The following is a 21,929-nucleotide window of genomic DNA, read 5'->3' as shown; positions in this document are numbered from 1 at the left end:
TTCCGTGAGCGGGGAAAGCTGTTTAGGGTTCTGGCCACGCGCGCAGGGCCGGCCGCATTTGTTCGTAGATATGCGACAGGCGCAGCACGCCGGCATCGTCGAAGCGCTGGCCGACGATCTGCAGACCAATCGGCAGGCCGTCCTCGTCATAGCCGGCACAGATCGAGGCGGCCGGCTGCTCTGACTGATTGAAGGGTGCGGTGAAGCGGATGTGCTCCGACTTGAATTGCGGATCGTTGCCGGGCGCGGCTTCCTCGGCGTCGTAGGCGGTGATCGGGGAGGTCGGACTGATCACATAGTCAAACGGCAGGGTGGCGGCCACCGTCGCTTCGCGCAGGGCAAAGACCTGGCCCAGCGCGCGCATCGCCTCGACGGCGGTATAGTTGGCGGCCATGCCGCACCAGGTGGCGATATAGGGCAGTACCTTGGTTTGGCGTTCCGTCGGCATGGCTGCGAAATCGCTATAGGCGCGGGCCTGGAAGAAAGTATTCAGACCGTCGGCCATCGCCTGGGTCATGAAAGGTTTAACCAGTTCGACGCGCGCGCCGGCCGATTCAAACAGTTTCGCCGCCTGTTCCACCGCCTTGCGCACAGCCGGCTGCACCGGCAGGCCAAGGCCGGCGTCCAGCAGCAGGCCGATCTTCAGACCCTTCACCTCGCCATCCAGCAGCTTGGGATAATCGCGCTCGTCAAACGGCAGTGACATGTAATCGCGGCCATCCGGCAGGGTCAGATGGTTCATCAGCATGGCGCTGTCCATCACCGTGCGTGTCATCGGCCCGGTAACGCGGCCGAGATAGGGCGGATTGATCGGGATGCGGCCCAGGCTGGGTTTCAGCGCGAAGATGCCATTGTAAGCTGCCGGCAGGCGGACCGAGCCGCCGATATCGGTGCCAAGCGCCAGCGGGCCATAGCCGGCGGCGACGGCAGCGCCGGCGCCAGAGGACGAACCTGCGGTGTTGCGCTTCAGGTTCCAGGGATTGCGCGTCGTGCCATGCAGGCTGGACACGCCCGAGGCCAGCATGCCGAAATCAGGCATCGTGGTCTTGCCGAGGAAAACGCAGCCGGCCTCGCGCACCCGCGCCGCCGGCGGTGCATCCGTCGTGCTCGGCGTCAGTATGGCCGCCGCCGTGCCAATCGGTGTCGGCACGCCCTTGCTGGCGATATTCTCCTTCAGCGTGATCGGCACGCCGTCCAGCGGGCTGAGTTGCTGACCCCTGCGCCAGCGCTGCTCGGAGGCCCTGGCCTGTGCCAGCGCGCCTTCAGCATCGACGATGTACATGGCATTGATCTTGGGCTCCCAGGCCGCGATGCGCTTCAGCGCCGCCTTGGTCGCTTCGACCGGCGAAATCGCACCAGTGCGGTATCCCATCCAGAGTTCGTGAGCGCTCAGGTCATGCAGGTCGGTCATGCTATCCTCGTGGCGGACGGGTTTTATTGTTATCAGATGCGATTGGTGCCGCACCAGCTTGCAGTGAAAGTGGCAAGCACGCTGGCGACTTCCATCATGCTGTCGATGGAGACCCATTCGTCGATGCCGTGGATATTGGCGGCCGTCGGCCCATAGCAGGTGGCAGGAATATTGCCATAAAGATTGAAGAAACGGGCATCGGTGGTGCCGGTGAAGGCATTGAAGGTCACTTCGCTTCCCGCGACACTCCGGTGACAGTCGGCCAGTGTTGTCACCATCGGCGAGTTGATGTCGAGCACGAAGCCTTCGGCCTGGAAGCCCTCGTAGATCACCTTGTATTCGATGCTATTGCTTTGTGGATGCTTGCGATGTGCCTCGGCGAAGATCTGCTCGACGGTTTCGCGCACCTCGGCTGGCGCGACGCCGGGATAAAAGCCGAGGCGGAGATCGGCGCGGCAGGCTGTCGGCACCGAGGAGGCCCATTCACCGCCCTGGATCTTGCCGAGATTGAAATTCACCGGATGCTCGTGCCCGCGATACTCCGTATGCCGATGCTCCGGCGCATTCCATTTCTGCTCAAGGTTCTTCAACTCGCCAAACATGTAGAGCGCAAAATCGATAGCCGCCACGCCAGTGTGAGCGACGGAAGCATGTACAGGTTTTCCGGCCACTTCCAACGCTAGCCACATCACACCCATCTGGGCGTGCATGATGCAGTTGAGCGGTTCGGGGATGATGGCGGCATCGGCGCGATAGCCCTGCACCAGACAGGCCAGCGCGCCATTGCCGGTGCATTCCTCTTCCACCACCGACTGCAGGATCACGTCGGCGGCCGGCTCCAGGCCCATGTTCTTCAGCGCCTTCATGGCGACGATATAGGCGACGATACCGGCCTTCATGTCGCCGGCACCACGGCCATAGAGTTTGTCGCCATCAGTCCATGGTTCGAATGGCGGTTTTGTCCACAGCCTTTCGGCGCCAACCGGCACGACGTCGATATGGCCGTTGAAGATCAGGGATTTCCCCCGCGTACCATGGCGTGGCTTGTGGAGACCGACGATATTGTGCCGGCCTTCGTAGGAGACGATGGAAGGCGAATAACCCGGATGCTGTTTCAGTTTTGTGTCGTCGATGGCGAATTCGTCGACTTGCAGTTGCATGCCTTCGAATACGCCGCGAACCAGATCCTGCGCACTTTTTTCCTCGCCCAGCAGGGACGGGCAGCGCACCAGGTCGGACAGCAGGGCGGTCGCCTCGCCGCGCAGGCTATCGACCGCACGCTTGATATCCGTCACATCGACCTGATCAAGCGCTGACATCGCACCCTCAAAGCAAATGGCGAATGAATGGCCTAGCTGGCGGCCTCGAGCCAGTGTCGGCCGGGAAGCGCCGCAAAAAGCTGCTGGGTATATTCGTGCTGCGGCGCTGCAAAAAGCTGCGCCGTTTCGGCGAACTCCACGATCTTGCCACGCTGCATCACGGCGATGCGGTCGCACAAGCGAGCCGCCACGCGCAGATCGTGGGTGATGAACAGGATGGCGATGCCGAACTGGTCGCGGATATTTTCCAGCAGGTCGAGCACCTGAGCCTGCACTGAGACATCGAGCGCCGACACGGCTTCGTCGGCAACCAGGATTTCCGGCTCCATGGCGAGTGCGCGCGCAATCGCCAGGCGCTGGCGCTGGCCGCCTGAGAACTGATGCGGATAGCGGTCGAGTGCATTCGCATCGATGCCGACGATCTTGAGCAGATTGCGCGCGCGCTCCATCGCTTCGGAGCGCGGCGTGCCGTAATTCAGCGGGCCTTCGATGATCGACTGCGCCACGGTGCGGCGTGGATTGAGCGAGCGATACGGATCCTGGAACACCACCTGGATGCGGCGACGGAAGGGGTGTAGTTGCCGCACATTCAGATGTGCGATGTCGGTATCGTCAAGCAGCACCTTGCCGCCGGTGGGGTCGATCAGTCGCGCGACGCAGCGCGCCGCCGTGGATTTGCCCGAACCGGATTCGCCGACGATGCCGAGGGTCTGGCCCTTATAGAGCTTCAGTTCGATGCCATCCACCGCGCGCACTTCGCGCACGCCCTTGAACAGGCTGCGGGTGACATACAGTTTGCTGAGGTCCTGTGCCTTCAGTACCGGCTCGGTGGTAATCGGTGTTGCCTGGCGCGGCTTCAGGCGCGGCACGGCATTGATCAGCATTTTGGTATAGTCATGCTGCGGACGGTATAGCACGTCCTCGGTCTTGCCGCTTTCCACCACCTCGCCGTAGCGCATCACCACCACGCGGTCGGCGATATCGGCCACAACGCCGAAATCATGTGTGATGAACAGCACGCCGGTGCCATGCGTCTGCTGCAACTCGCGCAGCAGCGACAGGATTTGTGCCTGTGTCGTCACGTCGAGTGCAGTGGTCGGCTCGTCGGCAATCAGCAGCGCGGGTTCCAGCGCCAGCGCCATGGCGATCATCACGCGCTGGCGCTGGCCACCCGAAAGCTGGTGCGGATAGGCATGCATCAGCCGTTCCGGATCCGGCAGATGCACGTCAGCGAACAACTGCTGCACCCGCTCTTCGGCGCTGACGCCCTTACCCTTCCAGTTGTGCGCCTTCAGCAACTCGATCACCTGTTCGCCAACGCGGTGCACCGGATTGAGCGCCGTCATCGGCTCCTGGAAAATCATCGACATGCGGCTGCCGCGCAGGTCGCGCAGGCGGGCCTTAGAGGCCTTGCGCAAGTCCTCGCCCTCAAGACGGACGTCGCCGCTGACGATCGGCAGGCTGCCCAGCCCCATCACGGTGCTGGCGGTAACCGACTTACCCGAGCCGGACTCCCCGACCAGGCAGACGATCTCGCCCGGCATGACATCGAAGCTGACCTTCTGGACGGCGAGGCTGCGGTCGCCGCCCCTGGGCAAGGCGACCGACAGGTCTTTCACGCTGAGAACGGGGGCGGTCATCTCTTTATGCTCCCAGCCGCTTCTTCATGCGCGGATCGAGCGTGTCGCGCAGGCCGTCGCCGAGGATGTTGACAGCGAGAATTGTGACGGCCAGGAAGCCGCCGGGGAACAGAATGATCCATGGGGCGCGCTGAAACACGGCGCGGCCTTCGGCGATGATGTTGCCCCAGGTGGGAATCTCAGGTGGCAGGCCGGCGCCTAAGAAACTCAGGATGGCTTCGACCAGAACAGCGGAGGCACAGATGTAGGTGCCCTGCACGATCAGCGGCGCGAGCGTGTTGGGCAGGATGTGCTGGATCAGGATCTTGACTGTCGGTGTGCCCAGGCCCACGGCGGCTTCGACGTAGGGTTCTTCGCGGATCGACAGCACCACGCCGCGCACCAGGCGCGCGACGCGGGGGATTTCGGGGATCACGATGGCGACAATCACGGTCACCAGCGAGGCGCCGCTCAGACTCACCAGTGCAATGGCCAGCAAAATGCCGGGAATGGCCATGACGCCGTCCATGCAGCGCATTATTGGTCCGTCAAGCCAGCGGATATAACCGGCCATCAGGCCGATCACCAGGCCGATCGAGATGGAAATGCTCGCCACCACGGCGCTGACCAGCAGGGAAATGCGAGCGCCATGCACCACGCGCGTCCAGACGTCGCGGCCCAGCATGTCGGTGCCCATCAGGAACTGATCGGAGGGTCCGCGCAGGCGGAAACGCGGCGCGATGGAACCGGGATCGTGATCGGTCAGCCAGGGCGCGATCAGGGCGACAACCAGCAGCAGCAGAAGGATGCCGCCGCCAATCAATACAGATGGATTGCGGAAAGCCGCATGCTGGAGGGCTTGCCGCATATCAGTAACGAATCCTGGGGTCGAGCATGACGTAGGCGACATCGATCGCCAGGTTGATCAGCACGTAAACGCCGGAAAACACCAGGATCACGCCCTGGATGATTGGATAGTCGCGGCCGAGCACGGCATCCACCACCAGGCGGCCGATACCGGGAATATTGAACACCGTTTCGGTGATCACCACGCCGCCGATCAGCAGCGCGAAGCCGATGCCGATTACCGACACGATCGGGATGGCGGCGTTGCGCAGCGCATGTCTGACCAGCACCACGCGCTCCTTCAGGCCCTTGGCATGGGCGGTGCGGATATAGTCTTCGTTCAGCACTTCCAGCATCGCCGTGCGGGTGATGCGGGCAAACAGCGCGATATAGATGAAACTGAGAGTGACAGTAGGCAGCGCAATACGCTCCAGGAAGGCTGGCAGGCCCTCGCGGATCGAGGCGAACCCTTGGGCCGGGAACAGGTCCAGTTTCATCGAGAAGATATAGACCATGATGTAACCCAGCACGAAAACCGGGATCGAGAAGCCGGCCACCGAGAGAGCCATGATACCGCGATCGAACCAGCTGCCGTGTTTCCAGGCAGCCAGAATGCCCATTGGCACGGCTACGACGATGGCAAAGATCAGCGTGGTCAGCGCCAGTGACATGGTCGGCTCGACGCGCTGGCCGATCATCATGGAGACCGGCTGCTTGGACAGCACCGACTTGCCGAGGTCGCCCTGCAGCAACTGGCCGATCCACGTAACGAACTGCTCGGGGATGGGGCGGTCGAGGCCGAGATCGGCGCGAATGGCGGCGATGGTCTCTGCCGTGGCGGTGTCACCGGCCAGGATGGCAGCCGGGTCGCCCGGGCTCAGGCGCAGCAGCAGGAAAACGAAAATGGCCACCACCCCCATGACGGGGATGGCGGCCAGCAGACGTGAAAGGACGAGACGCAGCATGGGTGAAGATTACGCAACAATCATGCCACCGTCTCGCTCCCGCATCACTTCTTTTCGATATTCCACAGCACGTAGGCGGCGCTGGGCAGATTGCCGACCACGTTCTTGCGAATCGCCGACGGCTGGAAATACTCGCCGAGCGGAATGTAGTGCACCATCTCGTAGACCCGCTTCTGCACGGCCTCTGCAATCGCCTTCTGCTTGGTGGCGTCGGGCTCGCGGGCATAGTCGTCGCGCAGCTTCTCGATGGTCGGATCCTCGGTCCAGCCGAAGAAACCGCCCACCTTGCCCAGGCCCTTGGTGCCGGCATTGGCGATCGGGTTCATCATGTCGGCCGTACCCCAGGCGGTGTGGAAGATGTGCCAGCCGCCCTGGTCGATCGGATCCATCTTGGCGCGGCGACCAACCAGCGTCTGCCAGTCCATCGATTGTACTTCCACATTGACGCCAATGGCGCGCAGCAGCGGCGCGCTCACCAGCGGCAGCTGGTTGATGCTGTTCAGGTCGGTCGGCGCCATGATGACGATCTTCTCGCCCTTGTAGCCACTGTCGGCCAGCATCTTCTTGGCCTTGGCGACATCGGCCTTCTTCACGCCCACTGCGCCTGCATCGGTCGCCAGTGGCGACGAGCAGCCAAACAGCGCGCCGCAGACCTTATAGTATTCCGGGTCGCCAACCTGGGCGGCCAGATAGTCTTCCTGCTGGACGGCATGCAGAATGGCCTGTCGCACCTTCACGTTATCCAGCGGCGGTTGTAGCCAGTTCATGCGCAGCATGTAATTCATGCCGAACGGCTGCAGGTTGCGGATATCGATTTCCTTGTTCTTCTTCAGCTCCGGCAGCAGGTCGAAGGCCGGCTGCTCCCAGATGTCGACCTCTCCCTTGATCAGGGCATTCATCGCAGTTTGCGGGTCGGCAATGGTCAGCCATTCGACGCGATCGACCTTTGCCACCTTGCCACCGCTGGTGTTGCTGGCCGGTTCGCTGCGCGGCTTGTAGTCAGGGTTCTTCTCGTAGACCACTTTCACGCCGGGCTGGAATTCGCCCTTGACGAAGCGGAACGGGCCGGAGCCAATTTCTTCCGGCACGTTGGTGGTGGCCGGCGTGTCAGCCATGCGCTTGGGCATGATGAAGGGCACGTTCGAGCTCGGCTTGCCGAGCGAATCGAGCACCAGACCGTAGGGCTCCTTCAGCACGAGCTGGAAGGTCTTGGCGTCAACTTCCTTCCATTCCTTGGTATAGGTGAACAGCTTCTGGCCCATCGTGTCGTTCTTGCCCCAGCGTGCGAGCGAGGCAATGACGTCGGTCGAGGTGACGGGCGCGCCGTCGTGGAATTTCAAGCCGTCACGCAGGGTGAAGGTGTAGGTCAGCTTGTCGCCGCTGACCTCGTACTTCTCCACCATCTGCGGCTTGACGACCATCTTGTCGTCCACGCTGAACAGCGTGTCGTAGATCATGTAGCCATGGTTGCGCGACATGAAGGCAGTGGTCAGAATCGGATCGGTGACGCGCAAGCCCGAATGCGGAATAAAGCGCAGGGTCTTCTTGCTGTCCTGGGCGACGGCATCTGTGGCAGCACCAGCCAGAAGCCCCAGGCCGATGCTCAGGCCAATGGCGGAAACGAGCATGTGGAATCGACGCGAACGCATAGCACTCCCCCTTGTCATTGTTTGATCGCTAATGAAAGCTGATCATGGTCGATGGGCCTCGGTCAAGAAAAGTTTGCCCTTCTGCCGGGCAGTTGCGTCCCTGCCGTTTCGCTGTGCAGCATGCCTGCTGCCAGAGCGTCAGCCGCATAACCGGAGGACATTGGTCCATGTCGATGGTTCGCCGCTGGTCTGAACCTTAGCAACGGGGAAATGGTTCGATGAAAGTGTTCATTGCGTGCTTGGGAACGGAAACCAATACCTTCTCACCGCTGCCGACGGCGGAAGCCGGCTTCCGGGAGTGGATGCTGTATCGCGGCGATGCAACCCGACGTCCTGAGAACCTTTTCTCGGCCCCGTTGCACGTCTGGCGGCGGGCGGCGGAAGCCCAGCAGGCCGAGGTCGCCGAAAGCCTGTCGGCCTTCGCCCAGCCGGCCGGTGTGACGGTGCGCAAGGTCTATGAAGGCTTCCGTGACGAAATCCTCACCGACCTGAAAGCGGCCATGCCGGTGGATATCGTGCTGCTCAGCCTGCACGGAGCCATGGTGGCGGATGGCTACGACGATTGCGAAGGCGATCTGCTGGAGAAAATTCGCGCCGTCGTCGGCCCGCAGGCCGCCGTTGGCGCCGAACTCGACCTGCATTGCTCGATCACGGAAAAGATGCTGACCAGTGCCGATGCGCTGATCACCTTCAAGGAATACCCGCATACCGACAGCAAGGAACGCGCGCAGGAACTCTACGATATCCTGCTGGCCAAGCAGCAGGGCGCGGCGAAGCCTGTGATGGCAGTGTTCGATACCCGCATGATCAATCTCTGGCGTACGCCGGTCGAGCCGATGACCGGTTTTGTCAAGGAGATGCAGGCGCAGGAAGGCAAGGATGGTATTCTGTCCGTCTCCTTTGCCCACGGCTTCCCCATGCAGGACGTGCCTGACGCGACTGCAAAGGTGATTGTCATTGCCGATGGCGATGTCGCCAGGGCTTCCGCTGTAGCGGAACGTTTCGGAAAAAAGATCTGGGGCATGCGCGAGCAGACGGCCACACAGAATCTTAGCATCGATGCGGCGCTCGACCGCGCTACGTCTGCTGCGGCCAGGCACCCGGTGGTGCTGGCCGATGTCACCGACAATCCTGGCGGCGGTGCTCCCGGCGATGCGACTTTCATCCTGCGCCGCATTCTCGAGCGCGGCATCCAGAATGTTGCCAGCGGCCTGTACTGGGATCCGATGGCAGTGCGCTTCTGCTGCGATGCCGGCGAGGGCGCGACTCTCGACCTGCGTCTGGGTGGAAAATGCGGCATGACCTCGGGGGATCCGCTCGACCTGAAGGTCACGGTGAAGCGCATGCTGACCGATGCCATGCAGCCGGCGCTCAGCGGCGATGTGCCCATCGGGGACGCCGTCTGGCTGCAGGTCGAGGGCGGAATCGATCTTGTACTGATCTCAACCCGCACGCAGACTTTCCATCCCGGTGCCTTCGAGCAGTTCGGTATCGATGTGAAGTCGAAGGCGATTATTGTGGTGAAATCGACACAGCATTTTCATGCCGGCTTCGCGCCGATTGCGGGCGAGATCCTGCATGTGCAGGCACCTGGTGCGATGCGCTCCGACTTTGCCGATATTCCGTTCCAGAAGGTGCGCGGGCCCTACTGGCCGCGCGTCGCCGATCCTTTCGCCGCCGAATAATCTTCAAACAAGAGCTCGTCCATGTCCTCCAATCTGAATCGTACTCTTCAGTTCCGCAAATCCGCTGCCAGCAGCCGCCGCGGCGTCGTGGCCGCCCAGAACCAGAAGGCCGCCGATATCGGCGCTGAAGTGCTGCGCAATGGCGGAAATGCCATCGACGCTGCCGTCGCGACCTCGTTTGCGCTCGGCGTGCTGGAGCCGTGGATGAGCGGTATCGGCGGCATCGGCTATATGCAGATCTGGGATGCGAAGAAGAAAAAGGCGCATGTGATCAATTTCAGCGCCGTCAGCGCATCGAAACTCGATCCGGCCGATTATCCGCTGCAGGGTGGCGTGGACGACAGCATGTTCGGCTGGCCGACCGTGGTGGAAGATCGCAACATCTATGGTTACTCCTCGATGGCCGTGCCTGGCGTGGTCGACGGCGTGCGGCTGGCGCATGAAACCTTTGGCACGCGCAGCTGGGCCGAGTTGCTGGCGCCCGCCATCGGTCTGGCCGAGCGCGGCATGGAGGTCGACTGGTTCCTCAGCCTGCAGGTGACCAATGCCGCGCGCCATCTGGCGAAATCGCTCGCCGCGAAAGCCGTGTTCCTGGCCGATGGATATCCGCCCACAGCAGAAGCCGGCGGATATCTGAAGAACGATGCGCTGCTGGCAACCCTGCGGCAGATCGCCAAGGCCGGCGGTCGCGATTATTATGAGGGCGAACTGGCCAAGGGTATCGTGGCCGATCTTGCCAAGGGCGGTTCGAAGATTTCTGCCGATGATCTCAAGACCTACAAAGCGCAACTGGTCGAGCCGCTGCGCTACGATTATCACGGCAAGACACTGCTGCTGCCGCCAAATCTGACAGCGGGTCCATCGCTGCGCGATGCCTTCAACGTCGCCGGTCCCAAGATCGACAAGACGCTCTCGGCGCAAAGCTACATCGCCTATATCGAAGGCCTGACCGCGGCTTACGAGAAGCGGCTGGCTGGCATGGGCGACACCGACAACGGCAAGAGCTGCACCAGCCATTTCTGCGTCGTCGATGGCGACGGCAACATGGTGGCGGTGACGCAGACGTTGCTGGCCGCCTTTGGCAGTTGCACGATGCTGCCGGGCAGCGGCATCACCATGAACAACGGCATCATGTGGTTCGACACCCGGCCAGGCCAGCCGAACTCGATCGGCGCCGGCAAGCGGCCGCTGTGCAACATGCTGCCGACACTGGTGCTGGATGGTGACCGCCCCTGGCTGGCGACTGGCGCGTCGGGCGGCCGCCGCATCATGCCGGCCGTCATGCAGATCCTGTCTTTCCTGATCGACTACAAGCTGCCACTGGAGGCGGCCTTCCATCAGCCGCGCATCGACGCCAGCATCATGGGCCAGCCCTGGTACGACCCGATGCACGACGCCGATGTGCAGGCAGCGATCAGAGCGCGCTTCCCCGGCGCGGTGCCAAAACGCCGCGATCCCCTGCCGCTGAACTATGCCTGCCCCAGCGCCGTGATGTTCGATGCAGAAGGCAATTGCAGCGGCATGGTCGAGATCGCGCAGCCCTGGGCCAGCGTGGCGGCGGCGTAAGCATATGTTCTGAATAGGTAAATTCGACAGGGTTGCCTGAAATCCGTTCGCGCCGTATATCCCCCGGCCGAAGGAGCCTGCTATGGACCGACTGCGCCTCGAAGGATTTGCCTATCTCGCCGGCTTCATCGCCTGCGTGCCGGCTGCGAATTGGCTGATTGGCAATGTCGGCACGGTCTGCATACCGCAGGGGCCCTGCCTGATTCCGGTTGCTCCGTTCGGCATTACTGCGCCGAGCGGCGTGCTGATGATCGGGCTGGCGCTGGTGCTGCGCGACCTGGTGCAGCGTCGGCTTGGCAAGGGCCGGGCGCTGGCCGCGATCCTGGCCGGTGCGGCGCTCTCCGGCTTTGTCGCACCGCCGGCGCTGGTGGTCGCCTCCACGGTTGCTTTCCTGCTGTCGGAACTGGCTGATTTTGCCGTCTATACGCCGCTGCAGAAGCGCGGCCTGATCCGCGCCGTGATCCTCTCCAGTCTGGTGGGTCTCTGCGTCGACTCGGTCGCTTTCCTCTATCTGGCTTTCGGTAGCCTCGACTATCTGGCCGGCCAGATCATCGGCAAGGCCTGGATGGTGCTGTTCAGCATCCCGGTGATTCGGCTGCTGCGTGACCGTGACCAGCGGCAAGGTATCGCGACTGCGTAAAGAAAAGGCGGCCTCTCAGCCGCCTTTTGTCTTTTTCATCTCCGCGATGGCCTGCAGCCAGTAATCCGCGTCCTCGTATTGCGTCGGATCGGGCACGCCGGAGAGGTGGAATGCCTCGCGGCGTTCCACGCAGGTGCCGCAGCGGCCGCAATGCATCTCACCACCCTTGTAGCAGCTCCAGGTCAGGTGGAAGGGCACGCCAAGCCGCGCGCCTTCGGCGACGATGCCGGCCTTGTCGGTCGTGGTGAAGGGCGAATACAGTTCGACCTCCCACAGATCCTCCAGTGCGCGCTGCTGCATGGTGCGGAAGGCATCGATGAAGGCGGGACGGCAATCGGGATAGATGAAATGATCGCCGCTATGCACGGCAATGCCGACTGCGTCCGCCTTTGCACCGGCCGCGATGCCAAAAGCGATACTCAGCATGATAGCATTGCGGTTCGGCACCACGGTGGACTTCATGTTGTCCTGCGCGTAATGCCCATCCGGTATCGCATCGCCGCCTGAAATCAGCGACGAAGACGTGAGGAACTTGCCTAGCGCGGTGATGTCGACCACATCATGGCGCGCGCCGAGCGCAGCGGCGATGCGCGCGGCATGTTCGATCTCGCGGCGATGCCGCTGGCCGTAGTCGAAAGAAATGAGGCGGTCGAGCTTACGCTCGACCGCTACTTTGTAGGCGAGGGTGGCGGAATCAATGCCACCCGAGCAGAGAACGACGGTCAGGCTCATGCCACCGCCAGCTTCGCCGTCTTGCGGCGGCGCAGTTGCAGCATCACAATTCCCGCCAGCAGGATAAAGGCGGGGATGTAGACTAGGTGCTTGCTCGGCCGATCGGCAGGCAGCAGTACATGCTCGACGGTGAAGCCGCCTTCCAGGCCGACCCGCTTGGCGCCCGAGCCGAACTTGATCGCGCCGATCTGCATCTTGTCGCCCATCGGCACCAGCGTCAGGCCGGCATCAGCCAGCCGCTTGCGGCCGTCGCCGGGCAGGCCTACCGGCAGGCTGATCGTCTTGGTCACATCCTCGCCTTCCAGCGTGGTGCCGGCCACGACCAGCAGGATGCGGCCGTCATCCGGCAGGCGGCCGGCGATGTCGTAGATCTGTGCGGCAGGGGCCTGCACATAGGGCTCATAGAGCTTGTCCATGAAGAAGCCCGGCCGGAACATGGCGAAGCAGATCAGCAGCAGCAGGGCGGATTCCCAGAGTTTGCTGCGGGTCAGGAACCAGCCCATGGTGCCGGCGGCAAACAGCAGGATGGCGATGGTTGAAATGCCAATTACCAGGACCGCCTCGGCCGCGTGGTCAATGTCGATGAGCAGCAGCTGCGGATTGAAGATGAACACGAAGGGCAGCACGGCTGTGCGCATCGAATAGATTGTGCCCTGCAGGCCGGTCTTGATCGGATCCTCGCCCGAAATCGCGGCGGCCGCGAAGGAGGCCAGGCCCACCGGCGGTGTCACGTCGGCCATGATGCCGAAATAGAACACGAACATATGCACGGCGATCAGCGGGATGGCGAGGCCGGCCTGTGCGCCCAGTTCGACGATCACCGGGGCCATCAGGGTGGCGACCAGGATGTAGTTCGCCGTGGTCGGGATGCCCATGCCCAGAATCAGGCAGATGAAGGCAGTCAGGAACAGCATGATCATGACATTGCCGCCCGACAGGAATTCGACAAAGTCGGTCATCATCAGGCCCATGCCGGTCAGCGTCACGGTGCCGACGATGATGCCGGCAGTGGCGGTGGCGATGCCGATGCCGATCATGTTGCGGGCGCCGAGGTTGAGGCCGTCAACCAGGTCGAGCAGGCCCTGCTTCACGGTCGCCGAGAATTCACGGCTGCCACGGAAGAAGGCGATGATCGGCCGCTGCGTCACCACGATCGCCATCACCGAGGCGGTCGCCCAGAAAGCCGACAGGCCGGGCGACATTTCTTCCACCATCAGGCACCACAGCAGCACGATGATCGGCAGGGTGAAATGCAGGCCGGTGCGTGCCACCGCCCAGGCTTCGGGAATCTTGAGGTCTGGGTTGCTGGCATCGTCGAGTTCCAGATCCGGGAACCTGGCAGCATACCACAGCGAGACCAGATACAGGCCGATGCCGCCGATGGCGAGCAGCCAGGGCGCGGCGACGCCGAACACGGCCTGGATGCCGAGTACGACATAGTACAGGCCGCAGATGAAGGCGACCGTGCCGCTCCAGCCGAGCAACTGGCGCAGCCAGAATTCGCCGCGCGGGCGCTTTATGGCACGTTCCAGCGGCTTGGCGTTGATGATCTGCGCTTCGATATCGACGATGTAGAACAGCGCGATGTAGGAAATCACCGCTGGCAGGAAGGCGTGTTTGACGATGTCGGAATAGGGCAGGCCGACATATTCGGTCATCAGGAAGGCGGCTGCCCCCATCACTGGCGGCATGATCTGGCCGTTGACCGAGGAGGCGGTTTCGATGGCACCGGCCTTAACGCCGGACAGGCCGGTCCGCTTCATCATCGGGATGGTGAAGATGCCGCCCGAGACGACGTTGGAGACCGATGAGCCCGAGACAACGCCGTTCAGCGCCGAAGAGACCACGGCCACCTTGGCGGGACCGCCACGCAGATGGCCGAGCAGGGCGACGGAAATCTGCATCATCCAGTTGCCGCCGCCGGCCTTTTCCAGCAGCGAGCCGAACAGCACGAAGAGGAAGACGAAGCCGGCGGAGACGCCAAGCGCGACACCGAACACGCCTTCAGTGGTCAGCCACTGATGCTGCAGGAACTTGGTGAGCGAGGCGCCCTTGTGCTGGATCACATCCGGCATCCAGGGGCCGGCGAAGGTGAAGGTGATGAAAACCGCGGCCACGATCACCATCGGCGGGCCGAGCGAGCGGCGCGTAGCCTCCAGCAGCAGCAGCAGGCCTACGCCCGAGGCGACCAGGTCATACCAGGTCGGCTGGCCCGGCCGCAGCGCCAGATCGCGATAGAACAGGAAGAGGTAGGACGCGGCGAATGCGCCGGCGATGGCAAATACCCAATCGGCAATTGGAATGTAGCGGCGTGGCGAGCGTTTGAACGCCGGATAGCAGGTAAAAGCCAGGAAGACCGAGAAACCGAGATGGATCGCGCGGGCTTCGGTGTCGTTCAGGATGAAGACGCCGAACACGAAGGGCAGCGGCGAGGCGTACCAGACCTGGAAGACCGACCAGGCGACGGCGACGATCAGGATGATCTTCGCGACCAGACCCTGCGGATCGCGGCCGCCGAGATCGGCTTCCTTGACGAGTTCCTGCAGTTCCTGCTCGGTGGCGGGCCGGTTTGCGGTGGTAGTCATTGCAGTCCCCCGGAAAATTCGAAAGGTCTTCTACTTAAAAAAAAGCCGGCCCGTTCCTGAAAACGGGCCGGCTGCGCATCGCTGCGGAGGCCTTACATCAGGCCCTTTTCCTTGTAGTACTTCACGGCGCCGTCATGCAGCGGGGCCGAGTTGCCGTCCTTGATCATCGCCTTCTGGTCCAGGTTGGCGAAAGCCGGGTGCAGCTTCTTGAATTCGTCGAAGTTCTCGTAAACCGCCTTCACCAGCTGATAGACCGTTTCAGTGTCAACCTTGGTCGAGCTGACGATGGTGGCGAGCACGCCATAGGTCTGCGTCGCCTGCGGGTTGTTGTTGTACAGGCCGGCCGGGATCGTGGCCTTGGCGAAGTAGGAATTCTCGGCCACCAGCTTGTCGACGGCCGGGCCGGTCAGCGAAACCAGCTTGGCGCCGCAGGTGGTGGTCGGGTCCTGGATGTTGGCCGAGGGGTGGCCGACGCCGTAGAAGAAGCCGTCGATCTTGTTGTCGCACAGCGCGGGGCCGTGTTCGTCAGCCTTCAGCTCGGAGGCGAGCGAGAAGTCGGTCAGCTTCCAGCCCATCGTGGCAAGCAGCTGCTCCATCGAGCCGCGGGTACCCGAACCCGGATTACCGACGTTGAAACGCTTACCCTTGAAGTCTTCAAACTTGGTGATGTTGGCTTCCTTGCGGGCCAGCACCGTGAACGGCTCCGGATGGATCGAGAAGACCGAGCGCAGATCCTTGAACTCGCCGGCATCCTTGAACGGGCCAACGCCCTTGAAGGCCTGATAATGCACGTCAGACTGGGCGGCGCCGAAATCCAGCTCGCCGGCCTTGATCGTGTTGATATTGTAGCCCGAACCGCCGGTCGATTCGACCGAGCAACGGATGCCATGGGCCTTGCGGTCCTTGTTCAGCAGGCGGCAGATCGCGCCGCCGGCCGCGTAGTACACGCCGGTCACGCCGCCGGTGCCGATGGTGACGAACTTCTGCTGCGCCATGCTGGCGCCGGGCAGGGCAGCCAGAACGGCCGCGCCGAAAGCACCGATCGCGAGGTGCTTGGTTCCAAACAGCATGATTACTTCTCCTCCGTGATGGCCGCCGCCGTGATTGGCCAGGCCAGGCGTTACTTCAAGATGCTGTCCAGGGATTGTGAAAACCCGGGCCAGCGGTATCGGGACAGACAAGGATCCGGGCCGGCTGTCTTCGGATCGGTCTCCGAAGTGTCTCCGCCAACCATGCCGGTGCCGCCCCCCGATGCGACTGCCGGCCAGTTCCTTAACCCTGTGATAGCTGAACCGCACGGCATTTCTGCCATGCGTATCGGTGCCATGTCCATAACCTGATGGTATGGAGGCAATTTAGGCGCGCTTCGTCAAGCCCGATAGGTCTTGTCCGTCGGGCCCAGCACGCCGGAGATGGTTTTCTCGGTCAGTGCCAGAGTAGCGCTGAATTTCCGCGCTAAAACCGATGCGGGCTGGTGTTTTGCGCGCAGGGTCTGCACGGTGAAATCGATTCGCGGCGACAGCGGACGGGCCACGACCAGGTCCGGGTTGAGCGATGCGGCGGTATACTGGTCCACGATCGCCACGCCCGCGCCGCGCGAGACCAGCGCCAGGGCGATCTGGTTGGTCTTGACCTCGACGATCGGCTGCAGGTCGACCCCCGAGAGTTTCACCGCGGCGCTGAAGGCGGCACCGAGCGGATCGTCGCTGCGCAGGCCGATAAAGGGATGTTTGCGGAACCATTCGATTTTCACCGCTGCCGGCAGTTGCGTTCCCATCGATTTCGGGAAGATGCCGTAGAATTGCGCGGGTGCCAGCGTCTGGATGTCGAGGCCGGGATGAGACTGGATGTCGAAGCCGACGCCGAGATCGACCTCGTGATTCAGCACCACGCGAAGCAGATCAGCATATTGCCGGCTTTCGACCTCGAAACTGACATCGGCATGTTTCTGCCGGAAGCGTGTGATCGCCAGCGGGATCAGGTCGACGCACAAAGCCGGTGCGGCAGCGATGCGCAGATGTCCGCTGGTAGCGGCGCCCAGGTTGCGCGAGAGTTTGCGCAGGTTGTCCAGTCCGCTGATGATGCGCTCGCTCTCGGCATGCAGCACCTGACCCTCGCGCGTCGGCAGCAGGCGGCCGCGCACGCGGTCAAACAGCTTGTAGCCGAGCTGGTCTTCCGCGCGCAGCAGCAGGCGCGTTGCCGCCGGCTGCGAGATGTTGAGCAGTTTTGCCGCCGCCGTGATCGTGCCGGTGAGCATGATGGCGTGAAAGACTTCAAGGTGGCGCAGTTGCATGGCGGGTCCGGCCAGGAGGGCGACTTGAGCAAGACATGGCATAACGCAATGTAATGGGCAACCGCCGGATCGGCAGTGGCAGTGCGGGTCGTGGCCACCTAGTTTGATCTGGCCGCTGCGAGGCCATTTGTCTCGCGGTGCACCAATTCGTTGAGTGATGCGGAGCGTCGCATGAATATCGTGGTGATCGGATCTGGCGTGGTGGGCATGACGACCGCCTGGCGTCTCGCGCGCGACGGCCACAGCGTCACCATCGTCGATCGCGCATCCACCACTGCGCAGGGTGCCAGCCACGCCAATGGCGCGCAGTTGAGCTATTCCTATGTGGCGCCGCTGGCCAGTCCCGGCGTCTGGTTTGATCTGCCGAAATACCTGTTCGGGCGCAACACGCCGATGCGCTTCCGCCCCACCTTCGATCTGTTCCAGTATCGCTGGCTGCTGAAATTCATGGCGGCCTGCACGCGCGAACAGGCCTTCGCCACTACTGACAGGCTGCTGCGCCTGGCCTATCTGAGCCGCGCCGTGCTGCATGGCGCAGAGGATATCCGCAGCCTCGATTTCGCCTGGAGCAAGGCGGGCAAGCTGGTGGTGCAGGGCAGTGCGGCCAGCCTTGAGGCCGCGCGGGCACAGGTGGAGTATCAGAGCCGGCGCGGCAGCGTGCAGGAGGTGCTGGACCGCGACGCCTGCCTGCGGCTGGAGCCGGCGCTGAACGGCATCGCACATCGCATAGTCGGCGGCGTATATACGGCCGATGAGGAAGCTGCTGATCCGTACCGCCTTTGTCAGGGCATCGAAAGCCTGCTGTCAGGCGGCAACGGCGGTGTGAAATTCGTCTATGGCGCCAAGGTGCGGCGCCTGCTGCGCAGCGGCCGGCGTCTGCTCGGTGTGGAAACCGCCGCTGGCGAGGTGCTGGAGGCCGATGCCTATGTGCTGGCGGCCGGCGTCGCCAGTCGGCGGCTCGGACTCACGGCCGGCCTCGATCTGCCGATCTATCCGATCAAGGGCTACAGCCTGTCGCTGCCAATCGCCAATGACGATGCCGCGCCGCGCGTCTCGATCACTGACACGGACTACAAGGTGGTCTATGCGCGGCTGGGCGAAAAGCTGCGCGTTGCCGGCATGGCCGATATCGTCGGCAACGATGACAGCATCGATCCGCGCCGGCTGGGCCAGCTCGTAGCGCAGGCGCGCGAAACGTTTCCGCAGGCTTCGACCTGGCAGCAGATGGAGCCCTGGACGGGTTTGCGTCCGGCCACGCCCAAGGGCCTGCCGATCCTCAATGCCAGCGGAATCGACAACCTGCTGCTCAATGTCGGCCATGGCGCGCTCGGCTTCACGCTGGCGTTCGGGTCTGCCGAAGTGATCGCGGCGGCACTTGCCGGCCGGCCGTCGCCGGTGCCGGAAGCGGATTTCGCGCTGAGTGCTGCCTGAAACGCGCTGCTTAGCGCAGCGCCGCCAGATACGCCCGCGCCGTCTTCACGTCGGCGATGCTGCGACCCATCACGCCGGCCGCCTGCACGGTCTGGCGGATCAGGGCCGCATTGTCGGGCGCGGTGCTGCCGTCGCTCAGCAGCATGTTGTTCTCGAAACCCAATCGCGCATGGCCGTTGAGGCCGAGCGCAGTCAAGGCGCAGGCCGACTCCTTCGCGCCGAAAGCACAGACGGCGAAATCGCCATCCGTATTGCTCCAGTCGTGCAGGAAAGGCAGCAGGTCGACCGGTTCGGACTTCTGCCCTGCCGTATAGCGGCCGAGCACGAACAGCACGAAATGCTTGTCGCCCGGAATGATGCCGCGCGCTTTCAGTTCGTGAAACCGCTGCACATCCGTATCGGCGTAGAGGATGTACTGCATCATCACGCCGGCCTTGTAGAGTTCGGTCAGGAAAGCGCTGCCTTCCTTGTCTGCCGCCTCATCGGGCAGGATCTCTCGCACGGCGAGACTGCAGGCTTCCGGCATCAGGGCGCGCATCGCCGCCATCTGCTGGTGGCGGTCATACACGCCAGCGGCTTCTGACGTGGCTTGGATGATCAGGTCATCGCCGGCCTCGCGCCGCACCGCCCTGATGGCGGCGCGATAGAGATCGGCATCCAGCGAATGTTTGCCGCTGCCGGGCTCGCGCACATGCAGGTGGATCATTGTGGCGCCGGCCTCCAGGCACTGCGCGGCGCAGAGGCCGAGTTCATCAGCGCTCAGCGGCACCGCCGGATGGTCGGGCTTCAGTTTGCGGGCACCATTCGGGGCGACGGCGATGATGGCAGGCGTCATCAGGCAACACTCTTCAGCGAAATATCGACGGCCTCGCCGAGCTTTTCCACGATCAGGTCGATATCTGATTTGGTGCAGATGAAAGGCGGGGCGAGCAGCACATGGTCGCCATGCTTGCCGTCGATGGTGCCGCCCATCGGATAGCACATCAGGCCGAGAGCCATGGCTTCCTGCTTGATGCGGGCATTCAGTTTTTTGGCCGGATCGAAGGTGGCCTTGCTGGCGCGATCCTGCACCAGTTCGATGGCCTGGAACAGGCCGCGGCCACGGATGTCGCCGACATGGCGATGATTGCCGAAGCGATCCTGCAGGCGGTCCATCAGATGCGCGCCCATCGCCTGCACGTTGTCGAGCAGCTTGTCGCGCTTGATCACCTCCTGCACGGCGAGCGCTGCGGCACAGGCCATGGGATGGCCAAGATAGGTATGGCCATGCTGGAAGAAGCCGGAGCCGTTCTTGAAGGAGTCGAAAATATGCTGGCCCAGCAGGATGGCGCCGATCGGCTGGTAGCCGCCGCCCAGGCCCTTGGCGATGGTCATGATATCGGGCGAAATGCCTTCCTGCTCGACGGCATGCAGCGTGCCGGTGCGGCCCATGCCGCACATCACCTCATCAAGGATCAGCAGCACGCCGTATTTGTCGCAGATTTCGCGGATGCGTTTGAAATAGCCCGGCGCGGCCGTCACCGCGCCCAGCGTCGCGCCCACCACCGGTTCGGCGACGAAAGCGATCACACTGTCCTTGCCGAGTTCGAGGATCTTGGCTTCCAGCTCGTCGGCGGTGCGCGTGCCATAGGCTTCTGGCGTCTCGTCGGGGCGGCGGTCGCGGTATTCGAAGCAGGGCGCGATATGATGCGCCTCGATCAGCATCGGGGCGAATTGCTGGCGGCGCCAGGCATTGCCGCCGACCGACAATGCACCCACCGTGTTGCCGTGATAGCTCTGGCGGCGGGCGATGAAATGCTTGCGCTGCGGCTCGCCGCGCTCGACATGATACTGCCGCGCCATCTTCAGTGCGGCTTCGATGGCTTCAGACCCGCCAGAGACGTAGTAGACATGGCTGATGCCCTTGGGCGCATGGGCGATCAGCTCGTCGGCGAGACGTTCCGCCGGCTCGGTGGTGAAGAAGCTGGTATGGGCAAACGCCAGCTTGTCGGCCTGCTCATGCATGGCGCGTGTGATGTCGGGATGGCCGTGGCCGAGACAGCTCACCGCAGCACCGCCCGAGGCGTCGATATACTGCTTCCCGTTGGAATCGATGATGCGGATGCCTTCGCCGCCGACGGCGACCGGATAGCTGTGGGTGATCGAGCGATGCAGGATGCGGCTTGTCATGCTTTCGGCTTTCTGCGCTGCGGGCGACGGGACCAGTAGGTGGAAAAGGCGTCGAGCTGGTGCTCGGCATTGCGGATGGCGTTCAGTGCCTGCTCGCCGCTACGCGCAGCCACCAGCGCGATCAGCGTTTCGGCGGCGGCAAAGGCCGGCGTGATGGCATGGAAGAATGAGGGCGTGTCGGTCGGTACCAGAATGCTGGCCTGGGCAAGGGCTGCCACCGGCGACACGCGGCTGTCGGTGATGGCTACCACCTCCATGCCGAGCCTGGCGGCATAAGCCGTACGCTCGACTGCCGCCGTGGTATAGGGCTCGACACTGATCACCACCAGCACGTCGCCCGGACCGGCGTGGCGCAGCGCGTCGAAACCGGTGTCACCGGCGCCATCCAGCAGCACGCCATTGTCGCGAAACAGGCCATGCACATATTGTGCGTGGAAGGCGACGGCATGGCAGGAGCGCAGGCCCAGGAAATACACTTTGCGGGCCGTTTCGATGAGCGTCGCGGCTGCGATCAGCGCGGCAGTGCCCGCTTCGTCATGGCTACCGGCGATATGCTCGGCGGTAGCCCAGCCAATCTGTGTCGCCAGCGCGCCATCGCCGCTCTGCGCCTTGCGCTGCTGCAGTCGGCCGGCGCGGTGGCTGAATTCAGCCGTATGGCTGGGTCGACGCAATGCCGTGGCCTGCAGGTCGCGGAAGGCAGCGTAATCGGCGAAGCCCAGTTGCCGCGCCAGTCGTGTCATCGTCACCGGCGGTACGCCGGCGCGGCGCGCCTGCTCGCGCATCGACAGCAGAGCCACATCGTCCGGATGCTCCAGCACGAAACGGGCGGCCGCCTGCAGTTGCGGCGGCAGGCTGGGAAAGGCCTGGGCGATACGGTCGCTCAAAGAAGGATCGGCGGATATCAGTTCCGGCATGGCGTAATTGAACCGCAGGCCGGGATGGTTTGCAACAATTGATGCTATTATATTTTATAATGATACGAATGTTTCATAGGCAAGTCCGGAGCAGCGCCGCGGCCC

Annotated in this window: 17 protein-coding genes; 4 read left to right on the top strand and 13 right to left on the bottom strand. The window is 63.1% G+C overall.

Annotated elements, in window-relative coordinates; translation table 11 throughout:
- Positions 1-22: 22 nt before the first annotated feature.
- From FNB15_RS02870 to FNB15_RS02845, 6 genes are read right to left on the bottom strand one after another with little or no spacing between them, the layout of a single operon-like run.
- Entirely contained in the window at positions 23-1,411 is a 1,389-nt protein-coding gene (locus tag FNB15_RS02870; protein WP_144067263.1) for an amidase, read from the bottom strand.
- Between the two features lie 32 nt (positions 1,412-1,443).
- Complete coding sequence (locus FNB15_RS02865) at positions 1,444-2,730, bottom strand: M20 family metallopeptidase (RefSeq protein ID WP_144067262.1); 1,287 nt, start codon at positions 2,728-2,730, stop codon at positions 1,444-1,446.
- A gap of 32 nt (positions 2,731-2,762) precedes the next feature.
- Positions 2,763-4,370, bottom strand: a complete 1,608-nt coding sequence (locus FNB15_RS02860) for an ABC transporter ATP-binding protein (protein ID WP_144067261.1) — start codon at positions 4,368-4,370, stop codon at positions 2,763-2,765.
- A gap of 4 nt (positions 4,371-4,374) precedes the next feature.
- Positions 4,375-5,217 (bottom strand): ABC transporter permease, encoded by an 843-nt coding sequence (locus tag FNB15_RS02855; RefSeq protein ID WP_144067260.1) that lies wholly within the window; start codon positions 5,215-5,217, stop codon positions 4,375-4,377.
- Between the two features lies 1 nt (position 5,218).
- Positions 5,219-6,160, bottom strand: a complete 942-nt coding sequence (locus FNB15_RS02850; RefSeq protein WP_144067259.1) for an ABC transporter permease — start codon at positions 6,158-6,160, stop codon at positions 5,219-5,221.
- Positions 6,161-6,204: 44 nt separating this feature from the next.
- On the bottom strand, positions 6,205-7,809 hold the full coding sequence (locus FNB15_RS02845; protein WP_144067258.1) for an ABC transporter substrate-binding protein: 1,605 nt from the start codon (positions 7,807-7,809) through the stop codon (positions 6,205-6,207).
- Positions 7,810-8,027: 218 nt separating this feature from the next.
- Between FNB15_RS02845 and FNB15_RS02840 the strand changes: the two genes are divergently transcribed.
- The 3 genes from FNB15_RS02840 to FNB15_RS02830 all read left to right on the top strand — a co-directional run bounded on the left by FNB15_RS02840 (position 8,028) and on the right by FNB15_RS02830 (position 11,700).
- Positions 8,028-9,494, top strand: coding sequence for a M81 family metallopeptidase (locus FNB15_RS02840; RefSeq protein WP_144067257.1), 1,467 nt, complete (start codon positions 8,028-8,030; stop codon positions 9,492-9,494).
- 21 nt (positions 9,495-9,515) lie between these two features.
- A complete protein-coding gene (locus FNB15_RS02835; RefSeq protein WP_144067256.1) occupies positions 9,516-11,060 on the top strand; it encodes a gamma-glutamyltransferase family protein in 1,545 nt (514 codons plus the stop codon).
- An 82-nt stretch (positions 11,061-11,142) separates the two neighbouring features.
- Positions 11,143-11,700 carry a VUT family protein gene (locus tag FNB15_RS02830; protein WP_144067255.1) on the top strand — a complete coding sequence of 186 codons (558 nt, stop codon included), beginning with the start codon at positions 11,143-11,145 and terminating at the stop codon, positions 11,698-11,700.
- 15 nt (positions 11,701-11,715) lie between these two features.
- Here the strand turns inward: FNB15_RS02830 and queC are convergent, their stop codons facing one another.
- From queC to FNB15_RS02810, 4 genes are all read right to left on the bottom strand, one after another.
- Positions 11,716-12,432 carry a 7-cyano-7-deazaguanine synthase QueC gene (gene queC, locus FNB15_RS02825; RefSeq protein ID WP_144067254.1) on the bottom strand — a complete coding sequence of 239 codons (717 nt, stop codon included), beginning with the start codon at positions 12,430-12,432 and terminating at the stop codon, positions 11,716-11,718.
- Positions 12,429-15,017, bottom strand: a complete 2,589-nt coding sequence (locus FNB15_RS02820) for a TRAP transporter permease (protein ID WP_144067253.1) — start codon at positions 15,015-15,017, stop codon at positions 12,429-12,431. Before FNB15_RS02820 ends, queC begins: the two co-directional genes overlap by 4 nt.
- 92 nt (positions 15,018-15,109) lie before the next feature.
- Positions 15,110-16,087, bottom strand: coding sequence for a TAXI family TRAP transporter solute-binding subunit (locus tag FNB15_RS02815; RefSeq protein ID WP_144067252.1), 978 nt, complete (start codon positions 16,085-16,087; stop codon positions 15,110-15,112).
- Between the two features lie 299 nt (positions 16,088-16,386).
- Positions 16,387-17,310: a LysR family transcriptional regulator gene (locus FNB15_RS02810; protein ID WP_185973684.1), complete on the bottom strand. Its 924-nt coding sequence runs from the start codon at positions 17,308-17,310 to the stop codon at positions 16,387-16,389.
- A 171-nt stretch (positions 17,311-17,481) separates the two neighbouring features.
- Here FNB15_RS02810 and FNB15_RS02805 point away from each other — a divergent pair, with 171 nt between their 5' ends.
- Positions 17,482-18,741: a D-amino acid dehydrogenase gene (locus FNB15_RS02805; protein WP_144067250.1), complete on the top strand. Its 1,260-nt coding sequence runs from the start codon at positions 17,482-17,484 to the stop codon at positions 18,739-18,741.
- A gap of 10 nt (positions 18,742-18,751) precedes the next feature.
- Here FNB15_RS02805 and FNB15_RS02800 read toward each other — a convergent pair whose 3' ends face one another.
- Genes FNB15_RS02800 through FNB15_RS02790 form a run of 3 tightly spaced genes read right to left on the bottom strand, consistent with a single transcriptional unit; the run spans position 18,752 to position 21,794 of the window.
- The gene (locus tag FNB15_RS02800; RefSeq protein WP_144067249.1) at positions 18,752-19,576 is read right to left on the bottom strand and encodes a beta-keto acid cleavage family enzyme; all 825 of its coding nucleotides are present in this window, start codon (positions 19,574-19,576) and stop codon (positions 18,752-18,754) included.
- Positions 19,576-20,910 carry an aspartate aminotransferase family protein gene (locus FNB15_RS02795; RefSeq protein WP_144067248.1) on the bottom strand — a complete coding sequence of 445 codons (1,335 nt, stop codon included), beginning with the start codon at positions 20,908-20,910 and terminating at the stop codon, positions 19,576-19,578. The genes FNB15_RS02800 and FNB15_RS02795 overlap by 1 nt, the downstream gene beginning before the upstream one ends.
- Positions 20,907-21,794: a MurR/RpiR family transcriptional regulator gene (locus FNB15_RS02790; protein ID WP_221932732.1), complete on the bottom strand. Its 888-nt coding sequence runs from the start codon at positions 21,792-21,794 to the stop codon at positions 20,907-20,909. Before FNB15_RS02790 ends, FNB15_RS02795 begins: the two co-directional genes overlap by 4 nt.
- Between the last annotated feature and the right edge of the window lie 135 nt (positions 21,795-21,929).

The sequence above is a fragment of the Ferrovibrio terrae genome (assembly GCF_007197755.1).
In the GTDB taxonomy this organism is placed as follows: domain Bacteria; phylum Pseudomonadota; class Alphaproteobacteria; order Ferrovibrionales; family Ferrovibrionaceae; genus Ferrovibrio; species Ferrovibrio terrae.
Note: the sequence above shows the minus strand (reverse complement) of the source record. Positions and strands in the feature narration are given on the sequence as shown.

What these genes read in the sequence shown, in the direction of transcription:
- FNB15_RS02795 (WP_144067248.1), bottom strand. Translation starts at nt 20,910, where the DNA reads ATGACAAGCCGCATCCTGCATCGCTCGATCACCCACAGCTATCCGGTC.
- FNB15_RS02860 (WP_144067261.1), bottom strand. Translation starts at nt 4,370, where the DNA reads ATGACCGCCCCCGTTCTCAGCGTGAAAGACCTGTCGGTCGCCTTGCCC.
- FNB15_RS02870 (WP_144067263.1), bottom strand. Translation starts at nt 1,411, where the DNA reads ATGACCGACCTGCATGACCTGAGCGCTCACGAACTCTGGATGGGATAC.
- FNB15_RS02800 (WP_144067249.1), bottom strand. Translation starts at nt 19,576, where the DNA reads ATGACGCCTGCCATCATCGCCGTCGCCCCGAATGGTGCCCGCAAACTG.
- FNB15_RS02865 (WP_144067262.1), bottom strand. Translation starts at nt 2,730, where the DNA reads ATGTCAGCGCTTGATCAGGTCGATGTGACGGATATCAAGCGTGCGGTC.
- FNB15_RS02850 (WP_144067259.1), bottom strand. Translation starts at nt 6,160, where the DNA reads ATGCTGCGTCTCGTCCTTTCACGTCTGCTGGCCGCCATCCCCGTCATG.
- FNB15_RS02840 (WP_144067257.1), top strand. Translation starts at nt 8,028, where the DNA reads ATGAAAGTGTTCATTGCGTGCTTGGGAACGGAAACCAATACCTTCTCA.
- FNB15_RS02820 (WP_144067253.1), bottom strand. Translation starts at nt 15,017, where the DNA reads ATGACTACCACCGCAAACCGGCCCGCCACCGAGCAGGAACTGCAGGAA.
- queC (WP_144067254.1), bottom strand. Translation starts at nt 12,432, where the DNA reads ATGAGCCTGACCGTCGTTCTCTGCTCGGGTGGCATTGATTCCGCCACC.
- FNB15_RS02830 (WP_144067255.1), top strand. Translation starts at nt 11,143, where the DNA reads ATGGACCGACTGCGCCTCGAAGGATTTGCCTATCTCGCCGGCTTCATC.
- FNB15_RS02805 (WP_144067250.1), top strand. Translation starts at nt 17,482, where the DNA reads ATGAATATCGTGGTGATCGGATCTGGCGTGGTGGGCATGACGACCGCC.
- FNB15_RS02815 (WP_144067252.1), bottom strand. Translation starts at nt 16,087, where the DNA reads ATGCTGTTTGGAACCAAGCACCTCGCGATCGGTGCTTTCGGCGCGGCC.
- FNB15_RS02810 (WP_185973684.1), bottom strand. Translation starts at nt 17,310, where the DNA reads ATGCAACTGCGCCACCTTGAAGTCTTTCACGCCATCATGCTCACCGGC.
- FNB15_RS02845 (WP_144067258.1), bottom strand. Translation starts at nt 7,809, where the DNA reads ATGCGTTCGCGTCGATTCCACATGCTCGTTTCCGCCATTGGCCTGAGC.
- FNB15_RS02855 (WP_144067260.1), bottom strand. Translation starts at nt 5,217, where the DNA reads ATGCGGCAAGCCCTCCAGCATGCGGCTTTCCGCAATCCATCTGTATTG.
- FNB15_RS02835 (WP_144067256.1), top strand. Translation starts at nt 9,516, where the DNA reads ATGTCCTCCAATCTGAATCGTACTCTTCAGTTCCGCAAATCCGCTGCC.